Origin of the sequence: Paenibacillus sp. (assembly GCF_031177825.1) — a bacterium.
Lineage (GTDB): Bacteria > Bacillota > Bacilli > Paenibacillales > YIM-B00363 > Paenibacillus_AE.
In genome coordinates this window covers 207,132-224,359 of the sequence record NZ_JAPSKE010000002.1, presented here as the reverse complement: position 1 = coordinate 224,359, position 17,228 = coordinate 207,132, and the positions used below count along the sequence as shown (strand labels likewise).

Here is a 17,228-nt window from a genome sequence, read left to right as displayed (position 1 = left end):
CGGAATGAAGCCGGAATGAGCGTAACCTACAAGCTGTCCTCTTTCGAAGGGCCGTTGGATTTGCTGCTTCACTTGATCGACAAGGCGGAAGTGGACATCACGAATATTCCGATCAGCGAAATCACGGACCAATACATGGAATACGTCTCGCTGATGGAGGAGCTGGAGCTCGAGGTCGCCAGCGAATTTCTCGTTATGGCCGCGACGCTCTTGTCGATCAAAAGCAAGATGCTGCTCCCGAAGCCGCCTCCGATCGAGCTGGACTACGAATACGAGGAAGAGCCTGAGGATTCGCTCGAGGAACTCGTCCAGAAACTGATCGAATATCGGAAGTACAAGTCGATTGCGGAGCATCTTCGAGACAAGGAGCTGGAGCAGAGCCTCGTCTATTCGAGGGAACCGGTCGACTTGTCCCCGTATGCGGTCGAGGAGAAGAGAAACCCGGTCGAAGGACTCGAGACGTTCGACCTGCTGCTTGCGTTTCAGAAGGCGCTGCGACGCGCCGCGAACCGGAATTCGGTGGCGAAGATTCGCCGCGACGAAGTGTCCGTCAAGGATCGGATGCGCGACGTGCTTCGACTGGTGCGGCAGCAGGGCGGGCGCGTCTTGTTTTCCCGTCTGTTCGACGAGACGACGACGCGAGACGAGCTGGTGGTGTCGTTCCTGGCGCTGCTCGAGCTGATGAAGATGAAGAAAATTTCTTGTTTCCAGCACGGCCGGTTCGACGATATCGTCATCCAGGCGAAGGAAGGAGCGGAGCTCGATGACGAAGAAGAAGAACTGGAACGAGTGGAAGTCGATCATTGAAGGCCTCTTGTTCGCGGCCGGCGACGAAGGTCTCGACGTTCGAGAAATCGCTGACGTGCTCGAGCTCGACTGGCGCGTCGCCGAAGAGCTGATCGACGATATGAAGGATACGTACGTGAAGGAGAAGCGCGGCTTCCGAATCGCGAAGGTGGCGGGGTCGTATCAACTGACGACGAACCCCGAGCATGCGCCGTACTTCGCGAAGTTGGCGCAGGCGCCGACGCGAGGCTCCTTGTCGCAAGCGGCGCTCGAGACGTTGGCGATCGTCGCCTACCGGCAGCCGATCACGCGCGTGGAGATCGACGAAATTAGAGGCGTGAAGTCGGACCGGGCTTTGCATACGCTCGTCGCTAAGGAGCTTATTCACGAAGCGGGACGCGCGGATGCGATCGGACGGCCGATTTTGTACGAGACGACGAAGCAGTTCCTCCACTATTTCGGCTTGTCCGCGCTAAGGGACTTGCCCGATGCCGAAAAGATGGTCGGCGAGATCGATCTCGAAGCGGAAACCCGCATGTTGTTCGAGAAGTTGGAGGAGAAAGAAAAGCAGATTACGATCGACGATTTGCCGGAATCATCCAATCCCGAGAACGACGCATGAAAATACGGCCTCCGACCCGATACTAAGATGCACTGTATTGGGAACGGAGGTTTTTTTATGTGGTGGTGGATCGTATCCGCGGCGGCGCTCGCCGTCCTGTTCGTCGTCGTGCTGCTCTCTAGCGTGCGCGTGCGTTTGAAATATTACCGCGAAGGCGAAAACGACGAGATCGACGCATCGCTCTCCGCGTTGTTCGGGCTCGTCCGGCTGCGGTATAAAGTTCCGACCGTGGAGCTGAAGCCGTGGCTGCGGGGCATTCGACTGAAGGTGGCGCCTGAAGAGACGAGCGGGGTGCTGCCGGAGTTCGACTTCGCGCGGGAGGAAATCCGTCGCTTCGTCGAACGCGTGCGCAAGCTGATCGTGCATATGAAAAACTATAAGCGATTTTTCGCGGACACCCTGAAGCATGTTCATGTCGTCGAGCTGCGCTGGGATACTCGCTTCGGATTGCCCGACGCGGCGGAAACCGGCATGACCGGCGGAGCCGTCTGGGGTTTGAAGAGCGCCGTGCTCGGGATCGCTTCCCGTTGGATGACGTTCGAGCGGATTCCGTCCGTCACCGTGACGCCGGTGTTCAATCGACCGACGTTCCGAACCGAGATCATGATCCGGACGCAGATGAAGGTGTTTCGAATCATCGCCATCGGCGCGATGCTAGTATATCGCGTCTTGAAGCGGCGCGGCGGGTGGATCGTCTGGCTGCGCGTCCTGCTCGGCCGCTCGCCGAAGGAGTCGGCTGCGTAAAAGCATCGCATATTTTTGTCGAGGGACGGGGAAATTAGCGTAAGCATGAGGTCCATTCAGGGTTCATGAGAACAGAAACAGCATCCAAGGAGGACAACGACCCATGAGCGAACATCCGATTCAAGGTCTAATGCGTACGGCCATGGAAAACCTCAAGCAAATGGTCGACGTAAATACGATCGTAGGCGATCCGGTGACGACGCCGGACGGTACCTTGATCCTGCCGATCAGCAAGGTAGGCTTCGGCTTCGCGGCCGGCGGCAGCGAGTTTACGGTGGATAGCGAAGAAGAGCATCACGACGTCGAGCGGCAGGTTACGCCGTTCGAATCGAAATCGACGGCGGCGGTCGGGTTTCCGTTCGGCGGCGGCAGCGGCGGCGGCGTTTCGATTACGCCGATCGCGTTCCTCGTCGTCGGCACGCACGGCGTCAAGGTCGTGCCGCTCGACAATTCGACCCGCATGATGGAGCGGATTTTCGACTCCGCGCCGCAGCTGTTCGATAAAATCACGAGCATGTTCGGCGGAGACAAAACGACGAACGTGTCGCTCACGGAATTCAACGACGTAACGGTCGCGAAACCGATGGAGCCGATTCCGAACAGCACGATTTCGTAATTTCGGGTTCAGGCGTCGCAAAGAAAGCGGCTGGCCGAGGGGAATACAACCTCGCCGGCCGCTTTCTTTGCGTTTGAAGAAAGAAAGGAAGAAACTGAAACTATTGGCATGTCCCGCAAGGCGGGTTCCCCAAACGGCAGAGGTCCTTTATACTGTAAAGTAATAAATTATAGGACAAGCAAGCGGAGGGATTCATTTATGTTCATGCGCAAGACTATCGGGAAAGCGCTGGTCGTCGGCGTCGTCGCGGCGCTGACGGCGTCGGGGTTCGGACCGGACCGTCCCGCGGAAGCGGCGGCATTCAAAGATACGGAGGGACATTGGGCGGAGGAGACGATTCAATGGGGAGCCGAGACGGGGATCGCGAACGGATTCCCGGACGGGACGTTCCTCCCGAACGGCGCCGTCACGGAAGCCCAATTCACGGCGATGCTGTTCCGGGCGTTCCCGGAATCCGCTCCGGCGGAGAAGAAGCCTTATTGGTATACGGCGTATTACGATGTAGCGGAATCGTGGCTATGGCCGGTCGACGAAGCGAACGCCGCCGTGCCGCTCCGCAGAGGGCAGGTCGCGCAAATCGTCGCCGCCGCGTTCGGAACGCAGCTGAGCGTCGAGGATGCGGTCGACTTCCTGTTGGATCGCGGATTGGCATCGGGACGACTGGCGGAGAACGGCCGAATCGACTTCGGCGAGACGGCGACGCTGACGCGAGCGGAAGCGGTGCAATTCGTTCGGAACGCGACGTCCTCGGGGCTTCCGATCGGCAAGGCCGACAAGGCGCCGTCTTCTGCCGCGAAGACGAGCGATGCGCCCGTCAGCGTGAGCGGTATCGCCGTCGGAGATTCCGTCGAAACGCTGCTTGCGGCATTCGGCGAACCCGCGCGGAAGGAAGCCAGCGAGTACGGGTTTACCTGGTATGTCTACAACGGCGATTATAAACGGTTTTCGATGTTCGGCGTGAAGGACGGCAGCGTGAAGGCGCTCTATGCGAACGGCGCGAATATGAGCCTGAAATCGTCGCTCGGCGACCCGCTCTCCTTTCTATTGAAAGGCAATACGAGATTTCTGATCGACTCGGACGGCGAATACGACGTATTCGACGCCGGAACCGCTTATGTGACAGTCTTCTACGACGTACACGAGAACCGAGCGGTGAGCGCCGTGCAAGCGATCGAGAAGAAGACGGAGCAAGCGCTCGTCGGCTTCTACGGCAAGCCGTCCGAGGCGCTGGCCGGAAGCTTCGAGCGGCTGTCGCTGGAGCTCGCGAACAGCGCCCGGGCGAAGCGCGGACTGCCCGCGCTCGAGTGGGACGACGGCGCGGCGAATGTCGCCGAAGGACACAGCGAGGATATGGCGGCGAACGACTTCTTCGACCATACGAACCTGAAGGGGGAAGGGCTGGGTGAGCGGTTGACGAACGGCGGCGTCCCGTTCCGCTCCGCCGGGGAAAACATCGCCTATGGCCAGACGAACGCGATCTTCGCCCATGAAGGATGGATGAACTCGGAAGGCCATAGGAAAAACTTGCTCGGCGCCTTCGAACGGCTCGGCGTCGGCGTACGATTTTCCGAAGACGACGCACCATACTACACGCAAAACTTCTTGACGAAGTAACGAAACGACGGGTTTCCCGCGGACGGCGTACGGCCGGACGAAGGCGGGGGCCCGTTTTTTGTTGTTCGAATATCCGAGATGGAAAAGCATATACATGTACTACGTGTCGTACGGACAAACATATCCGCTTTTTCTCGGGAGGTCACGATGAAACCTGCATTCCGCTTTCGCGCCGTTCTCGCTGCCATCGTAACCGCGGCCGCCTTGCTCGCTTCCGCGGGACAACCGCAGATCGCCAAGGCGGAACCGCCGCCGATCTCGTCTCATGCGGTCGCCTCGTCGGTCATCGACGTCGCGTCCGGCCGCATCGTCTTTCAAGAGCGCGGGGACGAACAGCTTCGCATCGCCTCGCTGACGAAGGTCATGACCGCGATCGTCGCCATCGAGCACGGGACATTGACCGACACGGTGAAGGTCGGTCCCGCGGCCTACGGGAAAGAAGGCTCTTCGATCTATCTTCATCTCGGCGAGGAGATGACGCTTCACAACATGCTGTACGGGCTCATGCTTCGTTCGGGCAACGACGCGGCCACGGCGATCGCCGAGCACGTCGGCGGTTCGGTCGAGGGCTTCGTCTATTTGATGAACGAGAAGGCCCGGTCGCTCGGGATGAAACATTCGAGCTTCAAAAATCCGCACGGCTTGGACGACGAGGGACATTATTCGTCGGCGAACGACATGGCGGTGCTAACCGCGTACGCGCTGAAGAACAAGACGTTCCAGGAAATCGTCAAGACGAAGGTGAAGTCGGCTCCGAATCCGAACGAGGATTGGGATTACCGCTGGATCAACAAAAACAAGATGCTGAACATGTACGAAGGCGCGGACGGCGTGAAAACGGGGTATACGACGCTCGCGCGCCGGACGCTGATTTCGTCCGCTACGCGGGGCGGCCAGCAATTCGCGGTTGTGACGCTGAACGACGGCGACGACTGGAACGACCATAAGCGGCTGCTGGACTACGCCTTCAAGCACTATCCGTCGACGTCGATCGTGAAGAGCGGCGAACGGGTGCAGAGCCCGAATCTCGTCGTCGCCCGGTCGTTCGATTACCCGCTCGCCGAAGGGGAGATCGGGGAGCTTCGGAAGAAGATCGTCTTGGAGGACCAGACGACGACCGATTATAGGCTCGGAATGCGCGGCAAGCTGGAATTGTATTTGAAGGGCGAACGCATCGCTTCGCTTCCGTTGTTCGAAGACGGCAGCTCTCGTTATAAAGCGCAGGAGCAGGCAACGTTTCAGTTTGCGAAATTCGAGCAGGAGCAGCGACACGCGAACTTCGCCGACATCTTCCGGACGTTGCTGAGAGCGGTGTTCACGGGCGAAACGAAGGAAGGTTGACGCGAATGGTCAATTGGATTTGGTTGTTCTTCATCGTCGCCGGCTTCGTCGTCGCGGCGATCAACGGCCGCATCGACGCCGTCACCGAGGCGGCGTTCGAAGGAGCCAAGACGGGCGTGACGGTGTGCTTCGGACTCATTAGCGTGCTGGTGTTTTGGCTCGGTCTGATGCGTATCGCCGAAGACGCGGGGCTGCTGAAGAAGATGTCGAAGCTGCTCAGCCCGTTCGTGCGATTTCTGTTCCCGAGCGTCCCGCGCGACCATCCGGCGTTAGGGTACATCTTGTCTAACATGAGCGCGAACATTCTCGGCCTCGGCAACGCGGCGACGCCCGCCGGCATCAAGGCGATGCAAGAACTCCAGAAGCTCAATCCCGACAAGCAGTCGGCCAGCGCGGCCATGAGCACGCTGCTCGCGATCAACACGGCTAGCATCACGCTGATCCCGACGACGATGATCGCGATCAAGATGAATTTCGGCTCGAAGACGCCGACCGACATCGTCGGGCCGACGCTCGCGGCGACGGCGATCGCGCTCGTCGCCGCGATCTTGCTCGACAAGTGGTATCAGCGCCGTACGCCGCCGCCGCCCTCCCAGCCGCCTTCCGCCGATACTTAAGTAGAAAGGGGATCGATTCCGAATGTCATCCGTCCTTACCGCCGTGTCCGCCTGGGCGATCCCCGTCATGGTCGTGCTCATTCCGCTCTACGCCGCCTACCGCAAGGTGCCCGTGTACGAATCGTTCACGGAGGGTGCCAAGGAAGGCTTCGACACTGCGATCCGCATCATTCCGCATCTCGTCGGCATGATGGCGGCGATCTCGATCTTCCGCGCCTCCGGCGCGATGGACATGCTGGTCGGCGCCGTCGCGCCGTTGTTCGCGAGGCTCGGCGTGCCCGCGGACGTGTTGCCGCTCGCGCTGCTCCGGCCCATTACCGGCGCCGGCTCGCTCGCGTATACGACCGACCTGATGAAGACGTTCGGGCCGGATTCCTTCGTGTCGCAAATCGCGGCTACCGTTCAAGGCAGCACTGACACGACGCTATACGTTTTGACCGTCTACTTCGGCGCCGTCGGGATCCGCAAGGCGGGGTACGCCCTTAAGGTCGGCCTCGTGTCGGACCTGATCGGCTTCTTCGCGGCGGTCGCCGTCTGCTACCTCGTCTTCGCGTAAGCGTTCGAACCCCCGAGCTCTCCCCCGCATACCTTGTAACCATCGATCCCGGAAGGAGTGACCGACGGATGAGGGTTACAGGCTTCGTCATTCATCAATCCCGCTGTACGTCGATTAACGGCAAGGGGTTCGATTTCTTCGTCGCGCGGTCGGGCATCGTCATTCCCGGCGCCGAGACGACCGAACCCGGCCGCGTCCATATTTGCCTGGAAGGCGACTTCGCGACGAACGACGGCTCGCTCGATCCCGAAACGGAGGAGCAGCTATTCGTCGCCGCCCGGCTGATCGCCCGGCTCTCCGAAGCGTTCGGCGTGCCCCCGGACGCCATCTCTCCGCACCGGGACGGATGCCCCGGCGCCCGGTTCCCGTGGCGGAAACTTGTGCTTTCCATATCGGATGGGTATCATTAGCTTTGAGGTGAAACCCATCAATGGAACGATTGCAGAAAGTGTTGGCCGCCGCGGGAATCGCTTCGCGCCGCAAGTGCGAAGAGATTATCACGCAGGGCCGGGTGACCGTGAACGGCAAGCCCGTGACGGAGCTCGGCGCGAAGGTCGATCCGACCAGCGACGAAATCGTCGTGGACGGCAAGAAAATCGCATCGCAGCAAAAAATATATTTGGCTTTCCATAAGCCGAAGGGCGTGATTTCCAGCGCCAAAGACCCGGAGGGGCGCCAGACGGTGATGGATTACATGCACGGCATTAAGGAACGGGTATACCCGGTCGGCCGTCTGGATTACGAGACCGAGGGCCTGATTTTGCTGACGAACGACGGCGAGTTCGCCAATCTGCTCATGCACCCGAAGTTTCACGTGCCCAAGACGTATATGGTGCACACGAAAGGGGTGCCGCACGGCGCTCTGTTGGACAAGCTTCGAACCGGCATCGAGCTCGATGACGGCATGACCGCGCCGGCGGAGGTCGAATACGCGGACGCCGACCCGGACGGCAAGGAGGCGATCGTGCAGATCACGATCACGGAAGGCCGGAACCGGCAGGTGCGGCGCATGTTCGAAGCGATTCGCACGCCCGTCGTACGATTGAAGCGGATTCGGTTCGGTTCCGTCTTTCTCGGCGGGTTGCAACGAGGGAAGTACAGACACTTGACGAAGGCAGAGCTCGCCGAGCTCCGAGAGCTCGCGGAACAGCAGTCGACACATAAAGTTCAAAAAGGGGACTGAACGAGGTCCCCTTCCTTTCGTTATAATGGAGTGTAGGGTGAATAGCCATGGGAAAACATAGAAGATGGATCCAAATTTCTATCTTCGCTTTCGTGCTGCTTATCGTCGGCTATACGGTCGCGGGCAGCTTGTTCAAAAGCGAAGAGCGGCCTCCCGAGGCCGGCGATCCGGTCGCGCCGTTCGAATTGGAAGCGCTCGGCGGAGGGTTGGTCGGCACCGAGACGTACGAAGGACGGCCGATGGTCGTGAATTTCTGGGGGACGTTCTGTCCGCCTTGCGTCGAAGAGACGCCGGCGCTGCAGCGGATGTACGAAAAGTACGAGGATCAAGGCGTCGTCATTCTCGGCGTCAATCTCGGCGAGAAGCCCGCCGTGCGCATCGAGCAGTTCGTCGATCGGTTCGGCGTCACCTATCCGGTGCTCCTCGATCCCGATCTGGACGTGCGCGACCGCTACGGCGTCCGATCGTATCCGACGACGTTCTTCGTCGATGCGTCGGGCGTCGTTCGCGAGGTGAAGGTAGGCGGCATGACCGAAGGCTACATCGAGGCCGGTATACAACGGCTGCTACAACAATGATGCGGGGCGCCGACCGGGCGCTCCGCAAGCGGGGGTGACGCGCGTGAACGAGACGCCGAAGCCGTTCGACATGCGCTACGACGGCGCGCCCAGACGTTCGCAGAAAGCCGACAAGGACTGGCTCGACCATGTGTGGAGCTTCTTCTCGTCGGTGAGGGTCGGGATGTGGCTGATCGTATTGACGCTGCTCGGCGCGGCGATCGGATCCGTCTACCCGCAAGAGGAGGCGTTCTTAACGCCGCCGGGGGTAGATTATTATACGGAACGATACGGATGGACCGGCAAGTGGTATTACCTGCTTGGACTGAGCCACACCTATACGTCTTGGTGGTTCCAAGTCATCGTCATTATGCTCGGCGCGTCGATCGTCATCGCATCGCTCGATCGCGCGATTCCGCTGTATAAGGCGTTAAAGAAACAAAAGCCCGACCGCACGGTGGATTTCCTACGGCGTCAACAGGTGTCTTACGAGACGGATCTAGCGTTCCCGACGGCCGCCGACGCGCAGTCGGCCGAAGCGTCGCGCCTCGCGGACGAAGCGGAGAAGGCGCTGAAGAAGCTGCGCTTTCGGACGAGCCGGGTCGGCAACGCGGTGCTCGGCGAGAAGTACCGGTGGTCCCGCTGGGGGCCTTACGTCAATCACCTCGGTTTAATTATCTTCCTTCTCATCGTGCTCGTCCGCACCTTGCCCGGATTTACGCTCGAGGAATACGTCGACGTGCTCGAGGGCGACACCGTGCGAATCGCGGGGACGAATTTTTACGTGAAGAACGAACGGTTTACGGTGGAGTTTTATGAAAACGAGGAGCTTCGCGGGCAATTCCAAGAGGAAGAGCGCGTCGTTCCGAAGCTGTTCAAGACCGAAGCGGTGCTCTACGAATGCACGGACCGATGCGGCACGTCCGATCCGGTACTGGTAGAAGCGACGCGGGGCGACATCCTCGTCAATCATCCGCTCGAATATCGCGGCTTGTCGATCTATCAGTTCGGCTACGAAGCCACGCCGCAAATTCGGAGCGTCGCCGTCTCCCTGATCGACAAGAAGACCGGCGAAGCGTTCGGCACGTTCACGCTGAAGACGGTAAATCCCGATCTCGCGTACGAAGCTGGGCCGTACAAGCTCCGCCTTCACAATTATTATCCCGAATTTTCGCTCGACGCGAACGGCGAACCGACGACGGTGTCGGCGGAGACGCCGAACGCGCCGGCCTACATCTTTATGATTACCGGTCCGGGGTTGCCGGAAGCGGGGGCCTCGTATTTGTATTTCCCGAGGGAGATCGACAAGGAGCGCTTCCGGCAGGACGATATCAACGCCGCGGTCGGCACGGGCGAACGGTTCGACATTCGGGCCGGCGGGATGGAAGACGTCGAAATATCGACGTATACGAGCACGTTGACGGCGCGCAAAGACTTGACGGTGCCGTACTTGCTGCTAGGCGGCGCGATCTGCATGCTTGGGCTTGTCATGGGATTTTATTGGCAGCATCGCCGCATCTGGGTGCGGATCGACGGAAATCGACTCACGCTCGGCGCGCACACGAACAAAAATTGGCACGGCATGAAACAGGAGACGGCGAAGCTGTTGGCGGCGCTCGGTCTCGACGCTTCGGCCGCGCTTTCCGGTAAATCGAAAGCGGGGGACCCTTCTTGAGTTTGTACGATATCAGCAATACGGCGTTAGTGATCGCCTTGTTTACGTATATCGCCTCGTTCGTCATGTTCACCGTCAGCATCACGGGGCGCAGCTTCGGAGGCGCGGAGACCGGGGCGACCCGGTCCGCCGCCAGAGGGCGCCGCGCGTTCGCGGTAGCCATGGTCGGACTCGGCTTGCACTTGATCTTTTTCATATTGCGATGGATCGCCAACCGGCATATTCCGGTCAGCAATTTATTCGAATTCATGACGTTCCTCGCGATGATGATCGTCGTCGCGTTCGCGATCATCTACCGCATCTACCGCAGGCCTTTGCTCGGCGCGTTCGCGACGCCCGTGGCTTTTATCATTCTCGCGTACGCAATGGTGTTCCCTTGGGAAGCGCAGCCGCTTATTCCGTCGTTGAACAGCTATTGGCTGTACATTCACGTGACGACGGCCGCGGCGGGCGAAGCGTTCTTCGCGGTCGCGTTCGCCGGCGGACTCATGTACTTGCTTCGCGTCGTCGATTACGACGCGAAGGGGCGGCGGGCGACGCTCCAGAAGGCCGGCATCGAATTCACGCTGTTCTCGGTGCTGATCGTCGTCGGCTTCATCCTGGCCGCCTTCGCGTTCCGCGGCATCGGCTACGAAGCTTCTTTCGTCGGCCAGCAGACGGTCGAGGGTCAGACGTCCGAGGTGACGGTGGAGTATACGATGCCGCCGATCTATGCGCCTCACGGCTACGAATTGGTCGCCATGGATTCGTTCCTCGGCTCCGAGCAGCCGCTCATGACCGCTCCCGAATGGATGAAGGGCGTGAACGCGGGGCGCAAGCTGAACACCGCGGTTTGGTCCGTCCTGTTCGGCATCGCGTTATACGCCGTTCTCCGACTCGCGTTCCGGAAGCCGCTCGGCCGCGTCATTCATCCGAAGCTGGCGGAGATCGATCCGGACGATCTCGACGAAATTACGTATCGAGCCGTCGCGATCGGCTTCCCGATCTTCACGCTCGGAGCGCTCATCTTCGCGATGATCTGGGCGCATATCGCTTGGAACCGGTTCTGGGGTTGGGATCCGAAAGAAGTATGGGCCCTTGTCACTTGGCTGTTCTACAGCGTATACCTGCATCTGCGGCTCGGACGCGGCTGGCAGGGGAACCGGTCGGCTTGGCTCGCCGTCATCGGATTTATCGTTGTGATGTTTACGTTGATCGGCGTCAACCTGATTATCGCCGGTCTGCATTCCTACGCCGGCGTGTAAGGCGCGTCGACCACATTTTCCCTCTAAGGGGTAAGGAGTTGTGGCTCCATGAGCGATAGACAACATACGATTCTCGTCGTGGACGACGAAGAGCGCATCCGCAGACTGCTGCGGATGTATCTCGAGAAAGAACATTTCCTCATCGAAGAAGCGGAGGACGGCGAGACGGCGCTGCACATGGCGCTCGAGAAGGAATACGACTTAATTCTGCTGGACGTTATGCTGCCGGGCATCGACGGCGTCGAGGTATGTTCCCGGCTGCGCGTACAGAAAGCGACGCCGGTCATCATGCTGACCGCGAAGGGCGAAGAGGCGAACCGGGTGCAAGGGTTCGAGGTCGGCGTCGACGATTACGTCGTGAAGCCGTTCAGCCCTCGCGAGGTCATCTTCCGGGTGAAGGCGATCTTGCGCCGGTCGTCGACGACGGCGTTCCTGACGAAGGAAGCGCCGTCCAGCAGCACGATCGTGTTCCCGCATGTCATGATCGAACACGACGCGCATCGCGTCACCGCGGACGGGCAAGAAGTGAGCTTGACGCCGAAGGAATACGAGCTGCTGCATTATTTGGCGGTGTCGCCGGATAAGGTGTTTTCCCGGGAGCAGCTGTTGAAGGACGTCTGGAATTACGAGTTCTTCGGCGATCTTCGCACGGTGGATACGCATGTGAAGCGGCTGCGAGAGAAGCTGAACAAAGTGTCGCCGGACGCCGCCGCGATGATTACGACCGTCTGGGGCGTCGGTTATAAGCTCGAGGTGCCTCGGTAAGATGAAACAGCTTTGGCGGAATATCGTCATTAAGTTGTGGGGCACCATCATCCTGCTCGTCGCGTTCGTGTTATCCCTGCTCGGCGTCTTCCTGCTGCCATATATCGATATGGAGTTTACGTCTAACTCTTATGAGATCAAGCGGCTGTTCGTCATCATCTGTATCATCGGGTTTTCGCTGACGACGTTCTTCGCGTTCTTCCTCTCCTCGAAAATTACGCAGCCGTTGCTGCAGTTAAAGCGCGCCGCGGACATGATTACGATGGGGCATTACGATACGAAGGTCGGAATTCGTTCGAGCGACGAAATCGGACAGCTGGCCGTGGCGTTCAATCATATGGGCGAGAAGCTGGAAGGCACGATCCGGGACCTGAATTACGAAAAGGAGCACCTCGCCAGCATTCTCGGCTCCATGACGGACGCCGTCGTGACGTTCGACGCGAGCGGCAAAATCATCTCCTCGAACCCGCACGGCGAGACGTTCCTCGCGCTATGGAGGGACCTGATGGAGAACGCCGCGGAGGGGGGGGCGGCGTTCCCGCCCGGAAACGGCGGGCGGAAGCGAATCCCGCAGCCGCTCGAGGAAGTGTTCGAGGCGGTCGTCGCCGAGGAGAAGGAAGTGACGACGAAGCTGCATGTCGGGGGCGGCGTCTGGTCCGTCGTCATGGCGCCCCTATATACGTCAGGGACGCTGCGGGGCGCCGTCGCCGTGCTGCGGAACGTGACGGAGGAGGTGCGGCTCGAGAAGCTGCGCAAAGATTTCGTCGCGAACGTATCCCATGAGTTGCGGACGCCGCTGTCGATGCTGCAAGGGTACAGCGAAGCGCTGCTCGACGACATCGTCTCGACGCCGGAGGAACGCCGGGAGCTGGCCCAGGTCATCCATGACGAGTCGCTCCGCATGGGCCGTCTCGTGCAGGACTTGCTCGACCTGGCGCGGCTGGAGACGGGCGTGCTCGAGCTGCACGGCGTCGAGACCGATCTGGCGCCGCTGCTGCAGCGGGTGCACCGCAAGTTCGCGGCGCTCGCCAGGGATCGGGGCATCGCGGTAGAGCTCGAGACCCCCGGCGGCGAAGGGGCGCTCGTGCTGGCGCGAGCCGACGAGGATCGGCTCGAGCAGGTGTTCACGAATTTGCTCGACAACGCGATTCGACATACGCCCGAAGGAAAGCGCATCTTCCTCCGCGCGTCGCGGATCGAAGCCGACAACGGACCTTCGCTGCGAATCGAGGTGGAGGACCAAGGCGACGGCATTCCGGCGGAAGACTTGCCCTACATCTTCGAGCGGTTTTATAAAGCCGACAAGTCGCGCAAGCGGACGTCCGGCACGGGCTTAGGACTTGCGATCGTCAAAAACTTGGTCGACGCCCACGAAGGCGCGATTCACGCCCGAAGCCGAATCGGACACGGAACGACATTCACCGTCACGCTTCCCGTCGCGCCGAAATCGGTTGCTGTTGAAAAAAGAAGATAATTCTTGTTGTTCGTGGAACACTTGTCGAAGGTAAAGGGCTGTCCCAAAAGTCTTATTGGACTAGGGGCGGCTCTTTCTTATAACATACACATAATAAGCATCCTCGATTTCCGGGGATGCTTATTTTCCACATGAACGAATCCTAATTTTCTAATGGTGGTGAAGCGGGATGTTAAACATTCTCGTCGTCGATGACGACAGTTTCGAACGCGAAGGCGTCAAATTTCTCATTGCGAAATACGATCTGCCGCTCGAAGCGGGGGAAGCGGACAGCGGGGAGAAGGCGATCGCGAGAATCGAGGAAGGCGGAGTGGATATTCTGCTCACGGATATCCGCATGCACGGCATGGACGGCCTGGAGCTGGCTCAACGCGCGAAAGCGTACGATCCATCGATGAAGGTCATTATGATGAGCGCTTACGGAGAGTTCGAATACGCGCAGCGGGCTATCGACCTGAGAGCGATTCGGTACATCCTGAAGCCTGTCGAGGTGAACGAGTTTTTAAAGGTGATGTCGCAGGTCATCCAGTTGTGCGAGGAAGAACGGCAAGCGAAAGATCAGTACAAGAAGCTCGAGGAGGCGTATTGGAGGGGCGTCCATTTCGAAAAGCAAACGATCGTCGCCCGGATGCTGCACGGCGAAAGCCCGGATGCGGCCGGGACGCCGTACCTGCCGGCGATAACGCACTACGGCGGGCGCAGCGTGCGGCTCGTCTTGCTGGATACGGGCAGCCGCTTCTTCGATCTGTTCGACCGTAAAGTGGAGGAGGAGCTGTCGGAGTTGGCGCCGGGAACCTTCGAGCTCGTGCACCTGCATCCCCTGCAAAGCTTACTGTTGATGAATGCCTCCGTCGGGGAGGAGGAGACGTTAGCCTTCGGCGAAAGGCTCGTTCGGTGGTTCAAGGAAGTGTACGATCGGGAGATGACGATCGTCGTCGGCGGAGAGGTAAGCGACGGATCGCAGTTCCCGCATGCCTTCTTCGAGTTGGAGGCGGTGTTGGAGCGGAAGTTTTTTTTCCGGGAAGGTACGGTCCTCCTCGCCCGGCCGCCGCGGCGGGAAAACGAGGAGAGACGCGTTTCGGCCGAAGAGGCGTTGTCCGGCATCGCGCTGCAGCTTCAGAAGAAGCAATACGAGGTTGCGAAGGTGCAGTTCGAGCAGGTGATGGATCTTCTTCAGGCGGGAGGAACCTACTCCGTCGTTTACGTAAAGCACCTATGCATGGAGATCGCGAAGGCCATGTACGGCGCGGCGATCAAGAAGGAGATTTATAGTTTCGAAAAGAGTCTGGAGGCCATCTACAGAGCGGAGACCTTGGAAGCGCTGAAACAATATATGCTTTCCTTGTTCGACCAAGGCGGAGAGCTTCGGGAGCAGTCGGCGGATTCGAAGCGTAAGGCGATCGAGGACGTCATCGATATCATCGCGAACGAATACGGATCCGATTTGTCGTTAGAGCTCCTGGCCGAGAGAGTGTACCTAAGCCCAAGCTACTTGAGTTATCTGTTCAAAAAACAAACGGGCATCAGCATCAACAAATATATTACGATGTTCCGCATGGAGCGGGCGCGTCAGCTATTGACGACGACGAATCAGAAGATCGTTTCCATCGGTCAATCCGTCGGTTACCCGAACTTCCCGTATTTCAGCTCGCTATTCAAGACGCATTATGGGGTATCCCCCTCGCAGTACCGGGAGGAGATGGGCAGATGAAGCGTTCGATCGATCTCCTATTCAACCGGCTGCGGTTGAACCAGAAGCTGTTCCTGTCCTATCTGACCGTAATTATCGTACCGATCTTCGTGCTGGGCATGTACGCCTACGGGCAATCGAGGGAGCTGTTGGATTACCAAGCGGAACAAAGCGTGGAACGCGATGCGACGACGCTGGCGCAGAGCATCGGGGGTTCGATCGAGCAGTATAACCGGGCCCTTCAATCGATCGTATACAATCGAACCTTCCAACGGATCGTCGCGAACGATTACCTCGACTTGGTGAACTTGTCGCGGGATTTGAACGAATACCTGGCGCCGTACTTTACCATGATGAGGACGGTCGACTCGAATATCCGGGATATCAAGTTTTACACGCAGAGCGACGTTCCGGAATATGGAGAAGCCGTCGTGTCCGCCGAGCGGGCGAAGGGCGAGCCGTGGTACGAAGAGGCGATCGCGGGGGAAGGGGAGCATTGGGTTTTCGATGGGGAGGAATTGCTGTTCGTCCGCACCTTTCCCCGCTTCTTCTCCGACCCTTACATCAACGCGGCGGTAATCCGGATTCATCATCGCGGTCTGTTCTTCGGCGTTACCGACTTAATGGACGGTTACGGCGTGGCGATCACGGACGATTCGAACAAGCTGCTGTATGCGAATCGGAACGACTTGCGGGAAATCGCGACCGAAGTAACGAAGCGGGTCAATCCGACGGACAGTACCGTGACGGTAGAAGATATCAAGTATTTCGTCGTTAAGAAGACGATTTCAGAAACCGGCTGGACGCTGCATTGCTTCGTGCCGGCGGAGCGCGTAACGCCGAATGCCGGCTCGATCCTGAATGCGACATTGATCGTTATCGCGTCTTGCATCATCTTCCTGCTGTTCATCATTTCCGTCTTTTCCCGTACGATGATTCGCCGTATCCACCAACTGAACAGCTTTATGAAGCGAGTGGAAAACGGGGACCTGCAGCTTCGCGTACAGAGCGCGTCCAAAGACGAAATCGGAGAGCTGATTAACCGATTCGACAACATGGTGTTTCGGTTAAACGAGTTGATTCGAGAGTCTTACGCCAGCAAGATCATTCAACAAGAAGCGGAGCTGAAGGCGCTCCAGTCCCAAATAAAACCGCATTTCCTGTATAATACGTTGTCTTTCATCAATTGGGAGGCCGTGAAAAGCGGGCAGACGCTAATTAGTCACGTCGTGACAGCCATGTCGAAGTTTTATCGGACAACCTTGAATAAAGGCGATCATCTCATTCCCGCGAAGGACGAACTTGAAACGGTAAAGTCGTATCTGGAAATTCTGTTGATCATGAACGACGACGGCTTCGATGTGGACTACGAGATCGATGAAAGCGTGTACTCCGGCACGATGCTGAATATGACGCTCCAGCCGATCGTCGAGAACGCCGTCATGCACGGGATCCAGAAGAAGGAAGGCGGAAGAGGGAAGCTGCGCGTGGCGGCGGCGACGGTCGGACCGGCCATCGAGTTCATCGTCGAAGACAACGGTCCCGGAATGGACGAAGAAACGGTCGAGAGTCTACTCTCGGAACAATCGGTCGGATACGGGTTGAAGAATGTGAACAAGCGGCTGAAGTTGTATTTCGGGACGAAGTACGCGTTGCGAATCGAAAGCGAGCCGGGGAGAGGAACGAGAATGAGGATCGCCGTACCTGCCAACGGCCGTCCCGATAAGTAAGCGGGGCAAACTAC

17 protein-coding genes are annotated in these 17,228 nt (G+C 58.9%); all 17 read left to right on the top strand.

Annotated features, from left to right (window positions below):
* Positions 1 to 15 precede the first annotated feature (15 nt).
* The 17 genes from RIN49_RS03135 (at position 16) to RIN49_RS03055 (ending at position 17,214) form a co-directional block, all read left to right on the top strand.
* Positions 16 to 807 carry a segregation and condensation protein A gene (locus RIN49_RS03135; RefSeq protein WP_309118709.1) on the top strand — a complete coding sequence of 264 codons (792 nt, stop codon included), beginning with the start codon at positions 16 to 18 and terminating at the stop codon, positions 805 to 807.
* Positions 764 to 1,408 carry an SMC-Scp complex subunit ScpB gene (gene scpB, locus RIN49_RS03130; protein WP_309118708.1) on the top strand — a complete coding sequence of 215 codons (645 nt, stop codon included), beginning with the start codon at positions 764 to 766 and terminating at the stop codon, positions 1,406 to 1,408. The genes RIN49_RS03135 and scpB overlap by 44 nt, the downstream gene beginning before the upstream one ends.
* Before the next feature lie 57 nt (positions 1,409 to 1,465).
* Positions 1,466 to 2,152, top strand: coding sequence for a DUF2953 domain-containing protein (locus tag RIN49_RS03125; RefSeq protein WP_309118707.1), 687 nt, complete (start codon positions 1,466 to 1,468; stop codon positions 2,150 to 2,152).
* Between the two features lie 103 nt (positions 2,153 to 2,255).
* Positions 2,256 to 2,768: a GerW family sporulation protein gene (gene ytfJ / locus RIN49_RS03120; protein WP_309118706.1), complete on the top strand. Its 513-nt coding sequence runs from the start codon at positions 2,256 to 2,258 to the stop codon at positions 2,766 to 2,768.
* 198 nt (positions 2,769 to 2,966) lie between these two features.
* Complete coding sequence (locus RIN49_RS03115) at positions 2,967 to 4,382, top strand: CAP-associated domain-containing protein (RefSeq protein ID WP_309118705.1); 1,416 nt, start codon at positions 2,967 to 2,969, stop codon at positions 4,380 to 4,382.
* A 147-nt stretch (positions 4,383 to 4,529) separates the two neighbouring features.
* A complete protein-coding gene (locus RIN49_RS03110; protein WP_309118704.1) occupies positions 4,530 to 5,723 on the top strand; it encodes a D-alanyl-D-alanine carboxypeptidase family protein in 1,194 nt (397 codons plus the stop codon).
* A gap of 5 nt (positions 5,724 to 5,728) precedes the next feature.
* The gene (locus tag RIN49_RS03105) at positions 5,729 to 6,340 is read left to right on the top strand and encodes a nucleoside recognition domain-containing protein (protein ID WP_309118703.1); all 612 of its coding nucleotides are present in this window, start codon (positions 5,729 to 5,731) and stop codon (positions 6,338 to 6,340) included.
* A 22-nt stretch (positions 6,341 to 6,362) separates the two neighbouring features.
* Positions 6,363 to 6,896 (top strand): spore maturation protein, encoded by a 534-nt coding sequence (locus tag RIN49_RS03100; protein ID WP_309118702.1) that lies wholly within the window; start codon positions 6,363 to 6,365, stop codon positions 6,894 to 6,896.
* A gap of 68 nt (positions 6,897 to 6,964) precedes the next feature.
* On the top strand, positions 6,965 to 7,306 hold the full coding sequence (locus RIN49_RS03095; protein WP_309118701.1) for an N-acetylmuramoyl-L-alanine amidase: 342 nt from the start codon (positions 6,965 to 6,967) through the stop codon (positions 7,304 to 7,306).
* Between the two features lie 20 nt (positions 7,307 to 7,326).
* Complete coding sequence (locus RIN49_RS03090; RefSeq protein WP_309118700.1) at positions 7,327 to 8,079, top strand: pseudouridine synthase; 753 nt, start codon at positions 7,327 to 7,329, stop codon at positions 8,077 to 8,079.
* 47 nt (positions 8,080 to 8,126) lie between these two features.
* A complete protein-coding gene (locus RIN49_RS03085) occupies positions 8,127 to 8,657 on the top strand; it encodes a redoxin domain-containing protein (RefSeq protein ID WP_309118699.1) in 531 nt (176 codons plus the stop codon).
* Between the two features lie 43 nt (positions 8,658 to 8,700).
* Positions 8,701 to 10,311: a cytochrome c biogenesis protein ResB gene (gene resB, locus RIN49_RS03080; protein WP_309118698.1), complete on the top strand. Its 1,611-nt coding sequence runs from the start codon at positions 8,701 to 8,703 to the stop codon at positions 10,309 to 10,311.
* On the top strand, positions 10,308 to 11,555 hold the full coding sequence (gene ccsA, locus RIN49_RS03075) for a cytochrome c biogenesis protein CcsA (protein ID WP_309118697.1): 1,248 nt from the start codon (positions 10,308 to 10,310) through the stop codon (positions 11,553 to 11,555). Before resB ends, ccsA begins: the two co-directional genes overlap by 4 nt.
* A gap of 48 nt (positions 11,556 to 11,603) precedes the next feature.
* Entirely contained in the window at positions 11,604 to 12,320 is a 717-nt protein-coding gene (locus tag RIN49_RS03070) for a response regulator transcription factor (RefSeq protein ID WP_309118696.1), read from the top strand.
* Between the two features lies 1 nt (position 12,321).
* Positions 12,322 to 13,794 (top strand): ATP-binding protein, encoded by a 1,473-nt coding sequence (locus tag RIN49_RS03065; RefSeq protein WP_309118695.1) that lies wholly within the window; start codon positions 12,322 to 12,324, stop codon positions 13,792 to 13,794.
* Positions 13,795 to 13,963: 169 nt separating this feature from the next.
* The gene (locus tag RIN49_RS03060) at positions 13,964 to 15,505 is read left to right on the top strand and encodes a response regulator transcription factor (protein WP_309118694.1); all 1,542 of its coding nucleotides are present in this window, start codon (positions 13,964 to 13,966) and stop codon (positions 15,503 to 15,505) included.
* Entirely contained in the window at positions 15,502 to 17,214 is a 1,713-nt protein-coding gene (locus tag RIN49_RS03055; RefSeq protein WP_309118693.1) for a sensor histidine kinase, read from the top strand. Before RIN49_RS03060 ends, RIN49_RS03055 begins: the two co-directional genes overlap by 4 nt.
* Positions 17,215 to 17,228 lie beyond the last annotated feature (14 nt).